At 54.8% G+C, this 15,688-nt stretch carries 14 protein-coding genes; 3 read left to right on the top strand and 11 right to left on the bottom strand.

Annotation, left to right across the window (positions count from 1 at the left end):
- Nucleotides 1-41: 41 nt before the first annotated feature.
- From hemW to HUF18_RS05420, 7 genes are all read right to left on the bottom strand, one after another.
- Nucleotides 42-1,184, bottom strand: a complete 1,143-nt coding sequence (hemW, locus tag HUF18_RS05450) for a radical SAM family heme chaperone HemW (RefSeq protein WP_225691420.1) — start codon at nt 1,182-1,184, stop codon at nt 42-44.
- 22 nt (nt 1,185-1,206) lie between these two features.
- Nucleotides 1,207-1,551 (bottom strand): hypothetical protein, encoded by a 345-nt coding sequence (locus HUF18_RS05445; RefSeq protein WP_225691419.1) that lies wholly within the window; start codon nt 1,549-1,551, stop codon nt 1,207-1,209.
- 79 nt (nt 1,552-1,630) lie between these two features.
- Nucleotides 1,631-2,245, bottom strand: coding sequence for an RdgB/HAM1 family non-canonical purine NTP pyrophosphatase (gene rdgB / locus HUF18_RS05440; RefSeq protein ID WP_225691418.1), 615 nt, complete (start codon nt 2,243-2,245; stop codon nt 1,631-1,633).
- Nucleotides 2,242-2,709 carry a DUF4426 domain-containing protein gene (locus tag HUF18_RS05435; RefSeq protein WP_145466990.1) on the bottom strand — a complete coding sequence of 156 codons (468 nt, stop codon included), beginning with the start codon at nt 2,707-2,709 and terminating at the stop codon, nt 2,242-2,244. Before HUF18_RS05435 ends, rdgB begins: the two co-directional genes overlap by 4 nt.
- A gap of 2 nt (nt 2,710-2,711) precedes the next feature.
- Nucleotides 2,712-3,314: a methionine biosynthesis protein MetW gene (gene metW, locus HUF18_RS05430; RefSeq protein ID WP_145466992.1), complete on the bottom strand. Its 603-nt coding sequence runs from the start codon at nt 3,312-3,314 to the stop codon at nt 2,712-2,714.
- Nucleotides 3,311-4,471: a homoserine O-succinyltransferase MetX gene (metX, locus tag HUF18_RS05425; RefSeq protein ID WP_145466993.1), complete on the bottom strand. Its 1,161-nt coding sequence runs from the start codon at nt 4,469-4,471 to the stop codon at nt 3,311-3,313. Before metX ends, metW begins: the two co-directional genes overlap by 4 nt.
- Nucleotides 4,472-4,578: 107 nt before the next feature.
- On the bottom strand, nt 4,579-6,189 hold the full coding sequence (locus HUF18_RS05420) for an ATP-binding cassette domain-containing protein (RefSeq protein ID WP_225691417.1): 1,611 nt from the start codon (nt 6,187-6,189) through the stop codon (nt 4,579-4,581).
- 359 nt (nt 6,190-6,548) lie between these two features.
- Between HUF18_RS05420 and HUF18_RS05415 the strand changes: the two genes are divergently transcribed.
- Together HUF18_RS05415 and HUF18_RS05410 are read left to right on the top strand one after the other, a co-directional pair.
- Nucleotides 6,549-7,787, top strand: a complete 1,239-nt coding sequence (locus tag HUF18_RS05415) for a DUF917 domain-containing protein (protein WP_225691416.1) — start codon at nt 6,549-6,551, stop codon at nt 7,785-7,787.
- Entirely contained in the window at nt 7,784-9,364 is a 1,581-nt protein-coding gene (locus tag HUF18_RS05410) for a PAS domain-containing sensor histidine kinase (RefSeq protein WP_225691415.1), read from the top strand. The genes HUF18_RS05415 and HUF18_RS05410 overlap by 4 nt, the downstream gene beginning before the upstream one ends.
- A gap of 75 nt (nt 9,365-9,439) precedes the next feature.
- Here the strand turns inward: HUF18_RS05410 and HUF18_RS05405 are convergent, their stop codons facing one another.
- The 4 genes from HUF18_RS05405 to HUF18_RS05390 all read right to left on the bottom strand — a co-directional run bounded on the left by HUF18_RS05405 (nt 9,440) and on the right by HUF18_RS05390 (nt 15,067).
- A complete protein-coding gene (locus tag HUF18_RS05405) occupies nt 9,440-10,660 on the bottom strand; it encodes a polyhydroxyalkanoate depolymerase (protein WP_145467001.1) in 1,221 nt (406 codons plus the stop codon).
- A 435-nt stretch (nt 10,661-11,095) separates the two neighbouring features.
- Nucleotides 11,096-12,427, bottom strand: coding sequence for a di-heme oxidoredictase family protein (locus HUF18_RS05400; protein ID WP_225691414.1), 1,332 nt, complete (start codon nt 12,425-12,427; stop codon nt 11,096-11,098).
- Nucleotides 12,424-13,953 carry an RCC1 domain-containing protein gene (locus HUF18_RS05395; RefSeq protein ID WP_225691413.1) on the bottom strand — a complete coding sequence of 510 codons (1,530 nt, stop codon included), beginning with the start codon at nt 13,951-13,953 and terminating at the stop codon, nt 12,424-12,426. The genes HUF18_RS05400 and HUF18_RS05395 overlap by 4 nt, the downstream gene beginning before the upstream one ends.
- Nucleotides 13,954-14,038: 85 nt before the next feature.
- The gene (locus HUF18_RS05390) at nt 14,039-15,067 is read right to left on the bottom strand and encodes an AraC family transcriptional regulator (RefSeq protein WP_225691412.1); all 1,029 of its coding nucleotides are present in this window, start codon (nt 15,065-15,067) and stop codon (nt 14,039-14,041) included.
- Nucleotides 15,068-15,217: 150 nt separating this feature from the next.
- Here HUF18_RS05390 and HUF18_RS05385 point away from each other — a divergent pair, with 150 nt between their 5' ends.
- Nucleotides 15,218-15,565, top strand: a complete 348-nt coding sequence (locus HUF18_RS05385) for a DUF962 domain-containing protein (RefSeq protein ID WP_145467009.1) — start codon at nt 15,218-15,220, stop codon at nt 15,563-15,565.
- The last annotated feature ends 123 nt before the right edge of the window (nt 15,566-15,688 follow it).

Raw genomic sequence — 15,688 nt, 5'->3', positions numbered from 1 at the left:
GTAGCAAAAACCGGAAAAATTCAGATCGGGCGGTCTGAATTTTACTCCGTTAAAAAAAGCGCCAGCAGTTCATTCAGATATTGCTGGCCTTTTTCTGTTGGATAAATACGTTTATCCACATTTAATAAACCCAGCTGCTGAGCTTTTGCCACAGGTTCTGCCACCGCATCCAGTGTCAGGCCGGTGCGGTATTCAAAATCCTCGACCAGCATACCTTCACGCAGGCGCAGGCCATTCATTAAACACTCGAGGCCAATATCTTCCGGCTCAATGGTTTGCTTACCGGTCAGGAAGGTTTTATCCGGATTGAGATAATCCCGCGGCAGACGGGTTTTCTGTGTGCGGTAGATGACGTTGGCATCGGCCAGGGTGATTTTGCCGTGCGCTCCGGCGCCAATGCCAAGATAGTCACCAAACTGCCAGTAATTCAGATTATGTTTCGAGGCTTTACCCGGCTGGCAATGCGCCGATATTTCGTAGTGGTCAAAACCGTGCTCCGCCAGTAATGCCAGCCCGGCCTCCTGAATATCCCATAATGCGTCGTCTTCCGGTAACTGTGGCGGACGTTTATAAAATTCGGTATTGGGTTCTATGGTCAGCTGGTACCAGGATAAATGCGTGGGCTTAAACGCCAGTGCCTGTTGCAGATCGTCCAGCGCCTGTTCGACAGTTTGCCCCGGCAGACCATGCATTAAATCGAGATTAAAATTATCGAAACCGGCTTTTTTCGCCAGTTTAATGGCCCGCAGTGCCTGCTCGCGATCATGTACCCGGCCAAGCTTCTGCAGATGTTCTGGCTGAAAGCTCTGTATGCCGATGGATAAACGGTTAATTCCCAGCTTGCGGTACGCTGCGAATTTTTCAGCTTCGAACGTACCCGGGTTGGCTTCGAGGGTAATTTCGATATCTTTGGCAAAGGTCAGGCGCTGCTTCAGTCCTTTAAACAGCGCTTCGTAAGCCCTGGCCGACAACAGGCTCGGAGTGCCGCCGCCAAAGAAGATGCTGTGAATCTCACGCCCCTGCACCCAGCGCAGGTCTTCGTCCAGATCGGCCAGCAATGCGCGGATATATTCCCGTTCCGGCAGATCACCTTCAGCCTGATGCGAGTTAAAATCGCAATACGGACACTTACGGATACACCAGGGAACGTGGATATACAGGCTCAGCGGCGGCAGATGCAGCATGACTACTTCCTCAAATTCCGGCTCAGACTTCAGCCAGATCCAGGGCCTGCAACAAGGCTTCCGCCTTCGCGGCCCATTCATTATTTTCGTGTGACAGTCGGGTATTGTCTTTTTTCAGACGCTCGTTGTCTTGCTGCATTTGTAGTATTTGCGCATTCAGTTGCTCAATCTGCTGTTGCTGAGCCAGAGCTGCAGCATCGCGTTCAACCAGTTGCGCAGCAGCTTCAGCCAGCTGCTGCCGGGTCTGTTGCTGTTCGCTGTTCAGTTTCTGCACATCTTCCTGCAGCTGCATATTATCCAGCTGCAGGGTTTCGATGCTGCTGATGGTACGTAACACTTTCTGTTCTAACTGATCAAAAATATCCACACATCACTCTTTTTAAAAAATAATAAAAAAGCCCGCACCATAAGCGCGGGCCAGACCTGCATCCCTGAGCGGGGAAATATCAGACGTGCCAGCGCGCCAGAAGTTGCTGGATCGCCTGACCACGGTGAGAGAGCTGATTCTTACGCTCTTTATTCAGACTGGCTGCTGCACAACCTTCGCCCGGCACAAAGAACAGCGGATCATAGCCAAAGCCATCACGGCCTTCCGGTGCGGTTAAAATACGTCCTTCCCAGCAACCCTGAAACACCTGTGGCGTCGGGTCGGCGGCATGACGCATATACACCAGTACGCACTGGAAACGGGCAGTACGCTGCGCCTCAGGTACATCCTGCAGAGCGTTAAGCAGCTTGGCATTGTTGGCACTGTCACCCAGGCCGAAGCCATCATCCTCAGCGGCATAACGGGCACTGTAGATACCCGGTGCGCCCTGCAGGGCATCGACTTCCAGACCGGAGTCATCGGCCAGTGCCGGCAGACCGGTAGCGGCGCAGGCATTGCGTGCCTTCAGAATGGCATTTTCAACAAAGCTGAGACCGGTTTCTTCGGCTTCTGTCACATTGAGCCGGGTCTGCGGAATCAGCTCAATATTCAGCCCGGCAAAATGGGTGTCGAACAGTGCGGAAAATTCCCGCAGTTTTCCGGCGTTACCGCTGGCGAGTACTATTTTGTTCATTCTTCGTAAAATCGCTGGCTGAATTTCACATCAAAGGTGCGGCTCTGGCCTTCCGGAGTTGCTTTCAGGTTAACGTTATACATGTCTTCATCATCGAAACGGAAAGTGGTGATGTAATACACCGCATTGGTTTCTTTGATTTCCTGAAATTCCAGTTCGCGGCTCTGACCGAGCAGGTTGCGGATAGTGCCGGTCACTTTACCGCTGACCGCAGCCGGCACATCGCTGCCTTCTTCGTTATGCAGAATCGACACGCTGATATAGCCCAGCGCCCGTGAACGAGTGATGCCATAGGCTTCAGCAGCTTCCGGTGGCAGGAAGCTGGAGTTAAGGCCGATATAGTGAACTTCGTAGTCACCAAATACCTGTTTCTGCTCACCACGGTCGGCGGCCAGCAGCAGTGGGCTGAAGGCGGCACACAGGGTGAATAAACATGCGGTAAAAACCTGAGTCAGTGCTTTCATGATCATTTCCTTGTGATGTGATAAACGGCTATTTCACCCAGCATGGACGGCCACAGGCGAATCGTCCAGTGTTCTTTATGCTGGTCATCGACCACGGTTTTATTGAGGATGCGGATGCCTTTTTCACGGCACAGCATCTCAAAATCGCGGAAGGTACACATATGAATGTTGGGCGTGTCGTACCAGTTATACGGCAGCGTTTCCGACATTGGCATACGGCCTTTCAGCAACAGATAAAAACGTGTACGCCAGTAACCAAAGTTCGGGAAGGTGACAATGGCTTCGTCACCGATGCGCAGCATTTCATCGAGCAATAAATCCGGGCGCTGCACCGCTTGCAGCGCCTGGGTCATGATGACGGTATCAATGCTGTTATCTTCAAAATTACTCAGACCTTTATCCAGATCCTGTTCGATAACATTGACGCCATTGGCAATACAGGCGGTGATTTTTTCCGGATTAATTTCCAGACCATATCCGCGCACATTTTTATGGCGCTTCAGGTAGCTCAGCAACGAGCCTTCACCGCAACCAAGATCGAGTACCTGACTGTCGGGCTTAACCCACTGCTGGATAATGGCCAGATCATCGCGTAATACCGTCATACTTTCCCCTCCACGCCAAGACCGTCAGCCACACGCTGCATATAGGCTTTGAAAATATCCATATAACGCGGAATCGGCAGCAGGAAAGCATCGTGGCCGTTGTCGGATTCAATACAGGCATAGCTGACGTTTTTATCGGCGTGCATCAGGGCATTTACAATTTCTTCCGAACGCGCCGGAGAGAAACGCCAGTCGGTGGTAAAAGAAACCACCAGATAGTCGCACTGCGAGCGGCTCAGACATTTCACCAGATCGTTATCAAAATCAGCGGCCGGATCAAAATAATCCAGTGCTTTGGTCATCAGCATGTAGGTGTTGGCATCAAAGCGCGTACTGAATTTTTCGCCCTGATAATGGAGGTAGCTTTCCACCTCAAATTCCGGCGCAAAGCTGTAATTCAGTTTGCCTTCTTTCAGCTCACGGCCGAATTTCTGCCGCATCGCATCATCTGACAGATAGGTTAAATGCCCCAGCATGCGCGCCTGCATCAGACCGGATTTCGGAATGGTGCCGAATTTGTGATACCAGCCGTCATGGAAATCCGGATCTTTGGCAATCGCCTGACGCGCAACTTCGTTAAAGGCAATATTCTGCGCCGATAATTTCGGTGCCGAAGCAATCACCACCGCATGGCGTACGCGCTCAGGAAACTGAATCGACCAGCGCAATACCTGCATGCCCCCCAGCGAACCACCGACCACGGCGGCCCATTGCTGAATGCCCAGCACATCGGCCAGCCGCGCCTGACTGTTTACCCAATCCCGCACCGCCATAATCGGAAAATCCGGGCCGTATACTTCACCGCTTTCCGGATTAATGCTGGTCGGGCCGGTCGAACCTGAGCAGCCGCCTAAATTATTCAGCGCCACCACAAAAAAGTGGTTGGTATCGATGGCTTTGCCGGGACCGATTGCAGTATCCCACCAGCCGGGCTTTTTATCGTCCATGCTGTGGTAACCGGCGGCGTGATGATCGCCGCTCAGGGCGTGACAGATCAGCACCGCGTTGGATTTATCGGCGTTCAGGCTGCCATAGGTTTCGTACATCAGATCGTACTGCGGCAGAACCCGGCCACTGCGCAGAGTCAGTGGCTGATCAAAATGCTGTAACTGGGGAGTGACCAGACCGACGGAGTCGTCGGGAATAACATCCGGCATGAGCGTTCGTTTCCCGCGTTGGTGAAAGCTGACAATTAAGGCGCGGAGTTTATCAGGCTTGCCGCCAGAAGACAGCAGCGGCAGCAAGCCTGAACACGCCGTTGCTGTTACAGCACCAGCGTCTGGCTGATCCCGCAGCCCGCAGCAAAGTGCCCGTCATGGCTGACCAGAATCAGCGCCCCCGGATAAGCCCGTAAGGCCTGTGCCAGCTGTTCACGGCTGTGCCTGTCCAGATGGTTGTCCGGCTCGTCGAGCAGCAGCAACGCTCCGGGAGTTTGCTGGGTGACCAGTAACAACGCCAGCTTCATACGCTCACCGCCGCTCAGGATGCCGGCCGGGCGCAGACAGGCATCTGCATTTAACCCAACCCCGGCAAGCAAGGTGCGCGCACTGGTTATATCCAGTGATGTTGCCTGCAGCAGGTTATCCAGCGCACTGAGGTGGTTATGCAGCAGACTGCAGTGCTGATCGAGCAGACGTATTTCGCTGCGGCGCAGAATCGTTGGCTGCTGATCCGCTGTCGCAAGCAACTGCAGCAGGCTGCTTTTGCCGGAGCCGTTAGCACCGCGTAACCACAGATGCTCGCCCTGCTGTAAGGCAAAGGTCAGGCGCTGCTCAGGGCGGTGCGGCAGTGGCTGATCCGTTACCTGCAGAATCAGACCACTGCGCAGTTTTCCGGTCGCGGGCAGATACCACTGGGCGAGCGGACTGTCTTCCTGCAACCATTGCTGCTGACGCTCTTTCAGCTGACGGGCAGCCTGCTCATGCTGACGGCTGCGTGCCCGGCTCTGCCGCCCCTGCTGCTGCTCCGCGCTTTGTTGTTTGTTATCCAGCAGCAGTTTGCTCTGGCTGCCATCACGGCGCTCACGCTTACCGCTTTGCGCCCGGCGGGCTGCTTTTTCCTGGCTGCGCTGGGTGGCGCGCTCCACCTGTTGCAGACGCTGGCGACTGCCTTCCAGCTGCTGCAGCAATGCCTGCTGCTCCTGCTGACGCTGCAGCAAAAACTGATCATAGTTGCCACCGTACTGATACAGATGGCCGCTGCGCAGCTCCAGAATATGCTCCATTGCCTGCAGCAGCTGCACATCATGGCTGACCAGAATCAGCACGCCGCGAAAAGCCGCCATCTGCCCGATCAGCCACTGCCGGCCACTGTCATCCAGATGATTGCCCGGTTCGTCGAGTAACAGGACAGCGGGCTCTGATGCAAACAGCAGCGCCAGTTGCAGGCGCATACGCTGACCACCACTCAGCGCCTGCGCCGGGCGTTGTAAACGCTGCACTAACTGCGCTGCCGAAGTATCTGACTCATACGCCAGACCATAAGGCTGCAGAATCTGCTGCAAACGCTGCGGCAGACTCCAGTCATCACCGATCAGTTCAAAATCGGCGGCGGTGGCTATGCCTTCTTCCACCCGCTGCAAAGCCTGTAACCGCTGACTGAGATTTAAGTAGTCCGCCAGGCTCTGAGCGTTACGGGGGCCATCAGCCTGCTGTTGCGGTAACCAGGTGCAACGCCCACGGCAGCGGATATGGCCCTGCTGCGCCTGGCGCTGCCCGGCCAGCAGTTCCAGCAACCATGATTTGCCACTGCCATTACGACCGCACAAACCGTAACGGCCGGCCGTCAGCGACAGCTGAATATCCTGCAGGATATGCTCACCTGCAGCACTTTGTGCACACAGATGTGCGCACTCAAGAAGAACGGATTGGGACATAAGCGACTCCTGCGGCAGCAGGCGCATAGCGGGTACACAGAGGTAGTGTAAGAAGAGAGAGGTACTGCCAGACCCGACATACGCAGTCCTGCCCGCCGATTAAAACCAAAAGAAAAGGGTTAATGACGGAAGCAGGGCGTTTAAATCATGTCGGTGCGGACTCCGCAGAAGAATTCAGAAGTGGCAGGTTAAGAAAAAGCGGCATTGCTGACAAGATTATGACTGTCTTTTCCTGCTGCGTTTTCGCTTTGTTGACGCTTTCTGTGTCGTTATTCTCAGAGCGAACGGGGCATTTCGCGCTATACAGTGGTTTCACCTTTGGTCTAAAGTTGAAAGATCTCAGGAAAAGGAAGTCCGCTATGCAGCCCATTGCCACACCTGCCACGCTCAATACCGATGATCTGAAAGCCATGGTTTATGGCGCCTGTTTTCTTGCCTCAGGCGGCGGTGGCCCGATCAGTATGGCGCTCGATTTTCTGCAACGCATGAGTGGTACCGTCAGCCTGCTGCCGGTCACGCAACTGGAACGGGATAAAACAGCGCTGATGGTGGTTGATCTGGGCTCTCCCGATGCCGCCGCCGAGGGTCACGGCTTCACTGCTCCGGTCAATGCTTTCAAAAGCCTCAGCGCTTACCTGAAAGAAAAAGAACAGAAAACCATTGCTTACCTGCTGCCCGGTGAAATTGGTGCGGTAAATACCCTGATCCCGTTTTATATCGCCTCCATGATGGATGGCAAAATTGCCGTGATCGACGCCGATCCCTCGGGCCGTGCCGACCCGCGCCTGACCGAAACCCTGCTGGCCGCAACCAACGCACCGAGCTGTCCGGCGATGATTGCCTCCGACACACAGACCGGCGCCGGCCTGCGCTGCGACTGGACGGCCGAACCTTTTGCCTCAACCCTGTTCCTCGACCTGAGCGCCGCCGAACTGGAAGAAAAGGCCCGCGAAACCGTCAGTCAGCCGGAGTATCATCAGGTCGGTGGTATGGCCTGCTATCCGCTGGACACCAACTTTTTGCAGAGTCCGGCCGCGAAAAACTCGCTGGTCTATAACTCCGTCGGCCGGGCACTGATTATCGGCCGGCAGATTCTCAGTTCCTCATCCGTCCCGGCGTTATCAATGCTGCTCGATCTGCTGCATATCCATAACTACATATTCACCGAAGGTAAAATCAGCAAAATCATTAACCGTACCCACGGTGGTTTTGATGTCGGCAAAATTATTTTCAGTGCACCTGCGGGGGATTACTGGGTGTATTACAAAAACGAAAGCCTGTTGGCCTGGGATGTAAAACAAGGGCGGCCACATGCCATCGCACCGGATTGCATCAATATCATGCTGGCGGCAGCCGATGGTACAACACCGGCCGGTACGCCACTGTCGACCGCCGATATCCGCGAAGGTCAGAGTTGTACTCTGTGGGGAACCGCCTGTCCGGAAGCCATCCGCATCACGCCGGTGATCAGCCAGTTTATGGATGACCTGAACGATATTCTCAGTGCCTTCCCGGAAGACCACGTTGCGGTGTCCGCCTATATTCCGATTGAAGACCTGAATCTCACGCTCTGCACCACAGAACAGGCGGAAAAATGAGCGCAGAGAAACGTCCTGACAGCGGCCTCGATCTTGAGACCCACCTGTTTTACGAGATCTGGCGTAACTCTCCCGATAACATGTTTATCCTGCGGGTTGGCGAAGATGATTTTTATTTTGTAAAAACCAATCTGTCGCAGCAGCTGAGCCTCGAACTGGTGTCCGCCGCCCCCAAAGATATGGGCATCAGAGAACTGATGCCCCCTGATTTGTACGAACAGGTCAGCGCCAACTACAAACGCTGTATGGAACGTAAAGAACCCATTCAGTACGAAGAAGTTGAGGAGCTGACCAGTCACGATGGCAGCCCACAATATTGGAGCACAACACTTTCTCCTATTTTTGGCTCCGCCGGTGAGGTGCAGTATATCTTTGGCATTTCGCGCAATATCACCCGCCTGAAACAGGCGCAGAAAGCTGCCGAAGCCGCCAACGAAGTAAAGACCTCATTTCTGGCTAATATGAGCCACGAAATGCGTACCCCATTAAATGGAATCCGTGGCGCTGCCGAGTTATTACTCAAGTGTGATGATCCGCAGGAAAAAGAAGAGCTGTGCCGGCTGATTCTCAACGCCACCGAAGCTCTGACCCGCCAAACCTCCGATATTCTTGAATATGCCCGTATCGACAGCGGCAATATCCGGCTGGAAAATGCGCCATTCTCTCTGCGCGAAGCAGTGAAAGATGTGCAGAGTCTGGTACAGCATGCGATACAGGAAAAGAACATCCGCTTCAGCGTAAATATCGACAGCCGCATTCCCGATCAGCTGCATGGTGATGGCGGCAGGCTAAAACAAATTCTGCTGAATCTGGTCAGTAATGCGGTTAAGTTTACCCACGAAGGCAGCGTCTCTCTGACCATTGATCTGAGTAAGCGCCTTGGCCAGGAACACCAGCTGCGCTTCCGGATTGTCGATACCGGTATCGGTATTCATGCCGACGATATGAATAAATTATTCCGTCCTTTCAGTCAGGTTGATCAGTCAACCACCCGCCGTTATGAAGGCAGTGGGCTGGGGCTGACCATCTGCAAAGATCTGGTGAATGCCAAAGGCGGGAATATCGAAGTCAGCAGCGTGCCCGGCAAAGGCTCTGTGTTTGAATTTAATCTCAGTTATCCGGCATTAATGCAGGATATTCCGGCGCCGCACCAGCTTGATCCGTTGCCCAGGATACCCAATCTGAAGATCCTGCTGGTTGAGGATAACCGCACCAATCAATTAGTGACCAAAAAAATTCTGTCCCATGCCGGTATTAAGGTAACCGTTGCCGAACACGGTCAGGAGGCCCTCGACTTCTGTCAGCAGCAACGTTTTGATCTGATTTTAATGGATTGGCATATGCCGGTAATGGATGGGCTGCGTGCCACGCAATTGCTGCGTGAAATGGATGACTATCATCGCCGCATTCCTATTGTTGGCCTTACCGCCAACGCCATGGAGCAGGATCGCCAGACCTGTCTGAACGCTGGCATGGATGATGTGGTATTAAAACCACTGAGCGGAGAAAAACTGCTGCGCTGTATCGCCCGCTTACATACCGGCAGGGAAGCACCGGCGGCGCCAAAAGCGCCCTGAAATGACGCGCATAAAAAAAGCTGCCTCTGTTAATAACAGTGGCAGCTTTTTTATTGGCCCGGCCCTGATAAAGCCTCAGGCGTGTTTCTGCATAAAGGCTTTTACTTTAGGGGCAATGCTTTCGCGGAATTTACGGCCATTAAAGATACCGTAATGGCCAACCCCCTCTTCTTCCAGATGTTGTTTTTTACTCTTGGCAATACCAGCGCATAAATCCAGGGCACAGGCGGTTTGGCCTCGTCCGGTAATATCGTCAAGCTCACCTTCGATGGTCATCAGGGCCATCGTTTTTATCGCCTTAAGATCAACTTTTTCACCACGGAATTCCAGCTCACCCTTAGGCAACTGGTGCTCCAGAAATACCCGGCGGATAGTGTCGAGATAATATTGCGCCGGCATATCCATAACCGCCAGATACTCGTTATAAAACTGCCGATGGGCTTCAGCGCTTTCACCGTCGCCTTTCACCAGATCACTGAAAAACTTGAAGTGCTTACTGATGTGCGAGTCCATATTCATCGACATAAAACCAGTCAGCTGAATAAACCCCGGATAAACCAGCTGACCACGGCCTTTAAAACCCGGCGGCACGCGGCAGATAACATTATCCTCAAACCATTCCAGATCACGGCCGGAAGCATAGTCATTCACATCGGTCGGATTAATACGCACATCCACCGGGCCACCCATCAGACTCATGCTTTTCGGCAGATTCGGGTTGTTATGCATCGCCATATAGCCAGCCGCTACCAGTGCCGGAACGCAGGGCTGACACACCGCCAGTACGTGGGTATCCGGGCCCAGCTTTTCCATAAATTCGATTAAGTACTCAACGTAATCATCGAAACGGAAACCGCCATCACTCATGGGCACATCGCGGGCATTGCGCCAATCGGTGATATACACCTCATGGTCCGGTAAAAATTCACGCACAGTGCCACGCAGCAAAGTAGCAAAGTGACCGGATAACGGCGCCAGCAACAGCACCTTAGGCTGATCCAGACCGCGGGTACGACGGCGGAAATGCAGCAGATTGCAGTAGGGTTTTTCAATCACGGTTTTATATTCAATACCGATCGTACGGCCATCGATTTCCGTGGTATCCAGATCCCAGTCCGGCTGCTCGTAATAATCGGTCAGTCGTTCGGTCAGCTCCATCGTGGCACGTACGGTACGAAAAAAGATGCCGTAATTCAGTGGATTCCACGGCTGATAAAACATATTGCGCGTATGGCGTGCGAGCACATGCACCGGGCGCATGGCATCCATAATCTGGGCATTCATTTTGTAGAGCATGATCGTTCCTCCGTGACTGCCACCGGCGGGTGACAGTGAGAACATTCTGGTTGTTATAACCCTAGCCTATCAGAAAACCTTAGCGGTTTTGCTGCAATGCAGATCAGCTTTTGTCCGCTTGGGAAGACGCATCAGAGCTATTTCTGTCCTCTGTAAACAAGAGCACAGACAAATCCCCAGGTCATTTGTGCAACCGGTACTGGTTTTTACGCCACAGACCCTAGTAAAAGCCGCGCTGACAGCTATATATGAGGCCCGTTAAAACTGTATGGCAACGAATGAATGGCAGCAAAAACCACCCATTAGCATGAGAAATTCAGCGAAAAAAGCCGTCACCGGATCAACAGAAAGGAGCAAAGCCCGACAGACAGCCAGGGCCGGAGGGCAAAGCGGACATCATCCATAATGTCCGCTCCATGTTTCGCAGATAAAACCTCAGATAGCGCGTAAGAAACTGAGTAAATCGTCCCGTTGTTGCTGACTCAGCTGCTCAAATGCCTGCTTTGCTGCCAGACCTTCGCCACCATGCCAGAGAATCGCCTGCGGCAAGTTTTGCGCCCGGCCATCGTGCAGGAAGCGGCTGACACCATCACCTTCCAGCAACCCCAAACCCCACAGTGGCGGTGTACGCCATTCCTGTGGCTGCGCATTTCCCTCGCCGACACCGTCGCTGAGATCTGCACCCATGTCGTGCAGCAGCAAATCGGTATAGGCATAGATCGTCTGCCCGCGCAGCGGCGCCAGCACGGCGTCTGTGGCGGTTGTTAATGTCGGCCGGTGACAGGCCGCGCAGCCGGTTTGGGCAAACAGTTGCGCCCCACGTTCAAAGGCCGCGTTATCGCTGACACGTCGTCCGTACACCGCTAACACAGTAAGGAACTCATTGATCTGGCCCAGCGCTTCCTCGCTGACCTCAGGATTTCCGCCGGACGGTTGGCTGGTACAGATATCCTGATGTTCCGTGCAGGGCTCCTGTGGATTCACCACGCTGGTTAATCCCATATCCTGTTGCAAAGCACCGGCACTTTGTCCGCGCAGCGAACACTGCATCGCCTTCCAGCCAAAGCGGCCAATGCAGTCCTGCCCTTCGCGCTGCAGGCGATGGGCGCGGCCGGAAATACCATCAGCGTTACTGTCCGGTTCATCTTCATAAGCCAGAATCTGTTCCTCCGGCACCAGATTCAGCAAACCGACCCCGGTAAGCTGCGGCGATAAGCGTGGCCCAAGGTGAATGCCGGCAGCCAGTGCATGGCTCGGATTGCTCAGCACAAACTGTGGCTTACCAGAGCCATCATCCTGCCAGCTGACATCGCCTTCGCCACGCCCGACGGTGGCAAACGGCTGCAGCTGACCACCCAGATGCGGATCAGGCCGGCCGTTTGCGTCGCCCAGACGGAACAGCAAGCCGCTGCCTATCTGGCCGTCAGCCAGTAAGCTGGCGGCACGGCCGTTGGCGGTGTGGCACAGATCGCAGGCCCCGGCGACAAACAGCGGTCCCAGTCCATCGAGTTGCGGGCGTGCACCGGGCGCCATTTCCCAGTCAGCAACAAACAGCTCACGACCGCGCGAAACCTGCGCCAGCTCCTCCAGTGGCAGGCCCGGAATAAACTGCAGAAAACCTAATGAGGCCTGCCATTCAACCGTGGCCGCGCCACCCACCGGCAGCCAAACCTGCGTTTGTTGGCCAGCGCCGGAGCCGGAGTTATCGGAGGCACCACAGCCGGTCAGCAGCAGCGCGATTAACAGTAAATAACCAGTGCGGATCATGGCGCTGACGTCACCATCGCCGCAGATGTTGCCGCTTCCGCTGCAGCTTCGGGTACGGATACCAATACCGGTACGCGGTAGCCCCACAGATTAATAAGATCACTACCGCCCAGCGATCCCTCAAAGCTCCAGCCCCAGGAGAACAACTGACCATCGCCGCGCAGGCCAAGGGTATGCAGCGCCCCGTTACCTAAATCCAGCGCATTATCAAATTGCAGAATCGGGCTCAGTGGTGCTTCGACATCATCGTCCTGCTCAATACCCAGCGTACCAAGCATGTTCTGTCCCCAGGGATAGACCTTGCCATCGGCGCGCTTCACAAAACTCTGATTAGCATTAGCCCAGACCGCCTGCACATCGCTGAACCACGGCAGCAGCTGCGGGCTTGTGACCACTTCCGGCCATTGCTCGCTGACAAATAAACCCACCTGACTGCTGAAGTTCAGACCCCACGCATACACCTGACCGCTTTTACCCAGCGCCAGTACATGATCACGACCGGCAGCTACAGCAGTAATCGCTTGCGGCAGCGGAATCTGCACAGGCGTGCTGTGAACCTCGGTATCTTCGCTGGCTAACCCCAGGTTGGCGTAGTCATTGGCGCCCCAGCCCCAGAGAACGCCCTGCTCATCCAGCGCATAAGAACTGCCGGACGATGCAGCTACCTGCACAATATCTGTCAGAGTTAAGCGCACCGGATAATCACGGTTAAGGGCAGAGCCATCGCCTAACTGGCCAAGATTATTGCTGCCAAAAGCAGAGACTGTGCCGTCGTTATGCAGCACCAGCGAATGACCGTAACCACGTACAACAGACACCGCATCAGTGATGCCAGGCACCTGTACCGGCGTCAGCCGGGTGCTTGTATCTGCCGTTTCTGCTGCTGCACTGCCCAGTCCGAGCTGACCATTGGCGCCATCCCCCCAGCTCCAGACCGTGCCATCATCGGCCAGCGCCAGTGAGGCATTCTGATTGAACGCCAGCGACACAAACGTCTTGCTGATTGGCAGTAACACCGGCGTCAGCGGATGGGATTCGTCACTGGCCAGCTTGCTGGTCATGCCCAGTCCCAGCTGGCCTTTGTTATTACGACCCCAGACATAGGTTTTGCCTTCAACAATCGCGCCGGAGTGCGCACCACCAGCCGTTACCCGCTTACCGAAATAAGCCTGATGGCTTGCACGGGTCTGGTTACCAGCCGCATCGCTCACCACAATCTGAAATGTATTAAGACCACCGCTCAAGCGGAGTGCAGCACTGAATTGCCCACTACGGCCACCGTCGTCCAGCTGCAAGTCAGCGGGAAAGCTTTGCCCATCGCTGACAATTTCTACGCTACTCAGCTTGTTGTCGTCGCTGACGCTACCCGTCAATGTCAGCAGACGGCTTTGTACAATCGCCGAATCGGCGGGGAATTGACCACTGAGCTGTGGTGCTGTGATGTCCGGAGCATTGCTGTTATCACTGTCCGCACCACAGCCCAACAGAAACAGAACCGGTAAAACCGGCAGGAATAAACGTTGCATTGCAGCCACCCGTTAATGAGAACCAATATCAAAGGCGGCGAACAATACAGCTAACGATAACTATTCGCAAATAAGAATTTTATTATTATAACCTGCCAGGGCCTCCTCCTCTCGCCTGCCCCGGCGTTTTTCCAAACCAGCGCTTGAATGCCCGCTGAAAGTTGCTTTGCTCCTGATACCCCAGCCGCAGGGCGATTTCCGGCAGCGCCACGCCCTGCTGCAATAAGCGCTGTGCCTGCTCACGCCGGACCTCTTCCAGCAATTGCTTGAAGGTCACACCACGGGCACGCAAGCGCCGCTGCAGGGTGCTGATGCTTAATCCCAGACAACCAGCCACCCAGGCGCGGTCAGGCTCCCCCAGTACCAGCGACTGTTCGATCCAGTAGCGCACATGAGCCAGCGCCTGTTGCTCGTTCAGCTGTTGCAGCGCATGACGCGCGGCCAGATCCTGCGCCGCAGCCTGTTGTGGGTTAGCACCGGCAACGGCTGTCGTCAGCAGCTCATGGCTGAATTCGATACTGTTCTGTGGCGCGGCGAACTGCACCGGGCAGCCAAAATAATGCAGCCAGCGCTCCGGGTGTTTAGGCGGTTGGCTGCGCAGGGTGACGCTCAGAGGCCTGACCGGCTGATGGGTCAGCCAGCGTGCCATGGCCACCAGCGCCACCATGGAGGTATGCAATGACAACAACGGCACGGGCTGGCGGGCATGAAAGCTGATACGCACACCCTGTGCGGTTTCCTGCAGTGGTAAATCGATGGCTTCACCGATCAGGCGGTGAAAACGCAGCAGCCGTTCCAATGCTTCACGCAGATTACGGCTGGACTGCATGGCGAAGCTGATCACCGGCGCATGCTCGAGGCGGATATCACGGCCAATGGCCAGGGCCAGATCATCATCCGGGCAAGCCGCGGTGATAGCATTCCACAACGCCGTTACCCGGGTCTGGGGAATCCGCCCCTGCGGCTCCTGCAACAGTGCAGCGTCGATTCCGGACTGTTCACACAGCAGCGCACTGTTAAGGCCAAAGCCTTCCGCGCCCTGCAACAGCAAACGCACCCAGGCGCTGGAGGTCGTCGCCAAAGGGGGCTGACCGATCTGTAGCGGCGGTGACATAACAATCTTCCGGGTATAAATGACTCATTATGATAACAACTTGACCCGAAAAGCCAATCTGCATCCATCGCGCTGTCGTATGTTGAATACAGATCAGACAACTCATAACAACAACGACTAATAACAAGCCATCAGGCAAGGCAGGTAACCATGAGCAAGCAGTCCGCATACACTCCGGCAGCCAAAGAGTTCAACAGCTTCGCGGAGTTTTATCCGTTTTATCTCGGTGAACATTCCAACCGCACCTGCCGGGTGCTGCACTATACCGGCACCCTGAGTGCCATCAGTATCATCAGCTATGCCATCTGGAGCAGTCAGTACTCACTGATCCCACTGGCCTTTGTTGCCGCCTACGGTCAGGCCTGGATTGGTCACTTCTTTTTTGAGCACAACAAGCCGGCGACCTTCAAGTATCCGCTGTGGAGCTTTATGGGTGACTGGGTGATGATCAAAGACTTCCTCACCGGCCGCATCAAGCAGAAAATGCCGCAGAAGTAAGCCACTGCCTCTCCTGTCGCGCCCTGAATCCGGGGCGCACTGGCACCTCCCGCCACCAGCCCCCGATCCGTAGAACTACCTAGCCATTTATACCTATGTCGCATTCACACCCAGAAGGTGCGG

Origin of the sequence: Thalassolituus sp. ST750PaO-4 (assembly GCF_020320405.1) — a bacterium.
GTDB classification, from domain to species: Bacteria; Pseudomonadota; Gammaproteobacteria; order Pseudomonadales; family Oceanobacteraceae; genus Venatoribacter; species Venatoribacter alkanivorans.
This window is presented reverse-complemented; position numbering and strand designations above follow the sequence as displayed.

Excerpts from the sequence above, each read along its gene's own strand:
- hemW (WP_225691420.1), bottom strand. The coding sequence starts at position 1,184 with ATGCTGCATCTGCCGCCGCTGAGCCTGTATATCCACGTTCCCTGGTGT.
- HUF18_RS05400 (WP_225691414.1), bottom strand. The coding sequence starts at position 12,427 with ATGATCCGCACTGGTTATTTACTGTTAATCGCGCTGCTGCTGACCGGC.
- HUF18_RS05420 (WP_225691417.1), bottom strand. The coding sequence starts at position 6,189 with ATGTCCCAATCCGTTCTTCTTGAGTGCGCACATCTGTGTGCACAAAGT.
- HUF18_RS05405 (WP_145467001.1), bottom strand. The coding sequence starts at position 10,660 with ATGCTCTACAAAATGAATGCCCAGATTATGGATGCCATGCGCCCGGTG.
- HUF18_RS05415 (WP_225691416.1), top strand. The coding sequence starts at position 6,549 with ATGCAGCCCATTGCCACACCTGCCACGCTCAATACCGATGATCTGAAA.
- HUF18_RS05435 (WP_145466990.1), bottom strand. The coding sequence starts at position 2,709 with ATGAAAGCACTGACTCAGGTTTTTACCGCATGTTTATTCACCCTGTGT.
- metX (WP_145466993.1), bottom strand. The coding sequence starts at position 4,471 with ATGCCGGATGTTATTCCCGACGACTCCGTCGGTCTGGTCACTCCCCAG.
- rdgB (WP_225691418.1), bottom strand. The coding sequence starts at position 2,245 with ATGAACAAAATAGTACTCGCCAGCGGTAACGCCGGAAAACTGCGGGAA.
- HUF18_RS05410 (WP_225691415.1), top strand. The coding sequence starts at position 7,784 with ATGAGCGCAGAGAAACGTCCTGACAGCGGCCTCGATCTTGAGACCCAC.
- HUF18_RS05385 (WP_145467009.1), top strand. The coding sequence starts at position 15,218 with ATGAGCAAGCAGTCCGCATACACTCCGGCAGCCAAAGAGTTCAACAGC.
- HUF18_RS05395 (WP_225691413.1), bottom strand. The coding sequence starts at position 13,953 with ATGCAACGTTTATTCCTGCCGGTTTTACCGGTTCTGTTTCTGTTGGGC.
- metW (WP_145466992.1), bottom strand. The coding sequence starts at position 3,314 with ATGACGGTATTACGCGATGATCTGGCCATTATCCAGCAGTGGGTTAAG.
- HUF18_RS05390 (WP_225691412.1), bottom strand. The coding sequence starts at position 15,067 with ATGTCACCGCCGCTACAGATCGGTCAGCCCCCTTTGGCGACGACCTCC.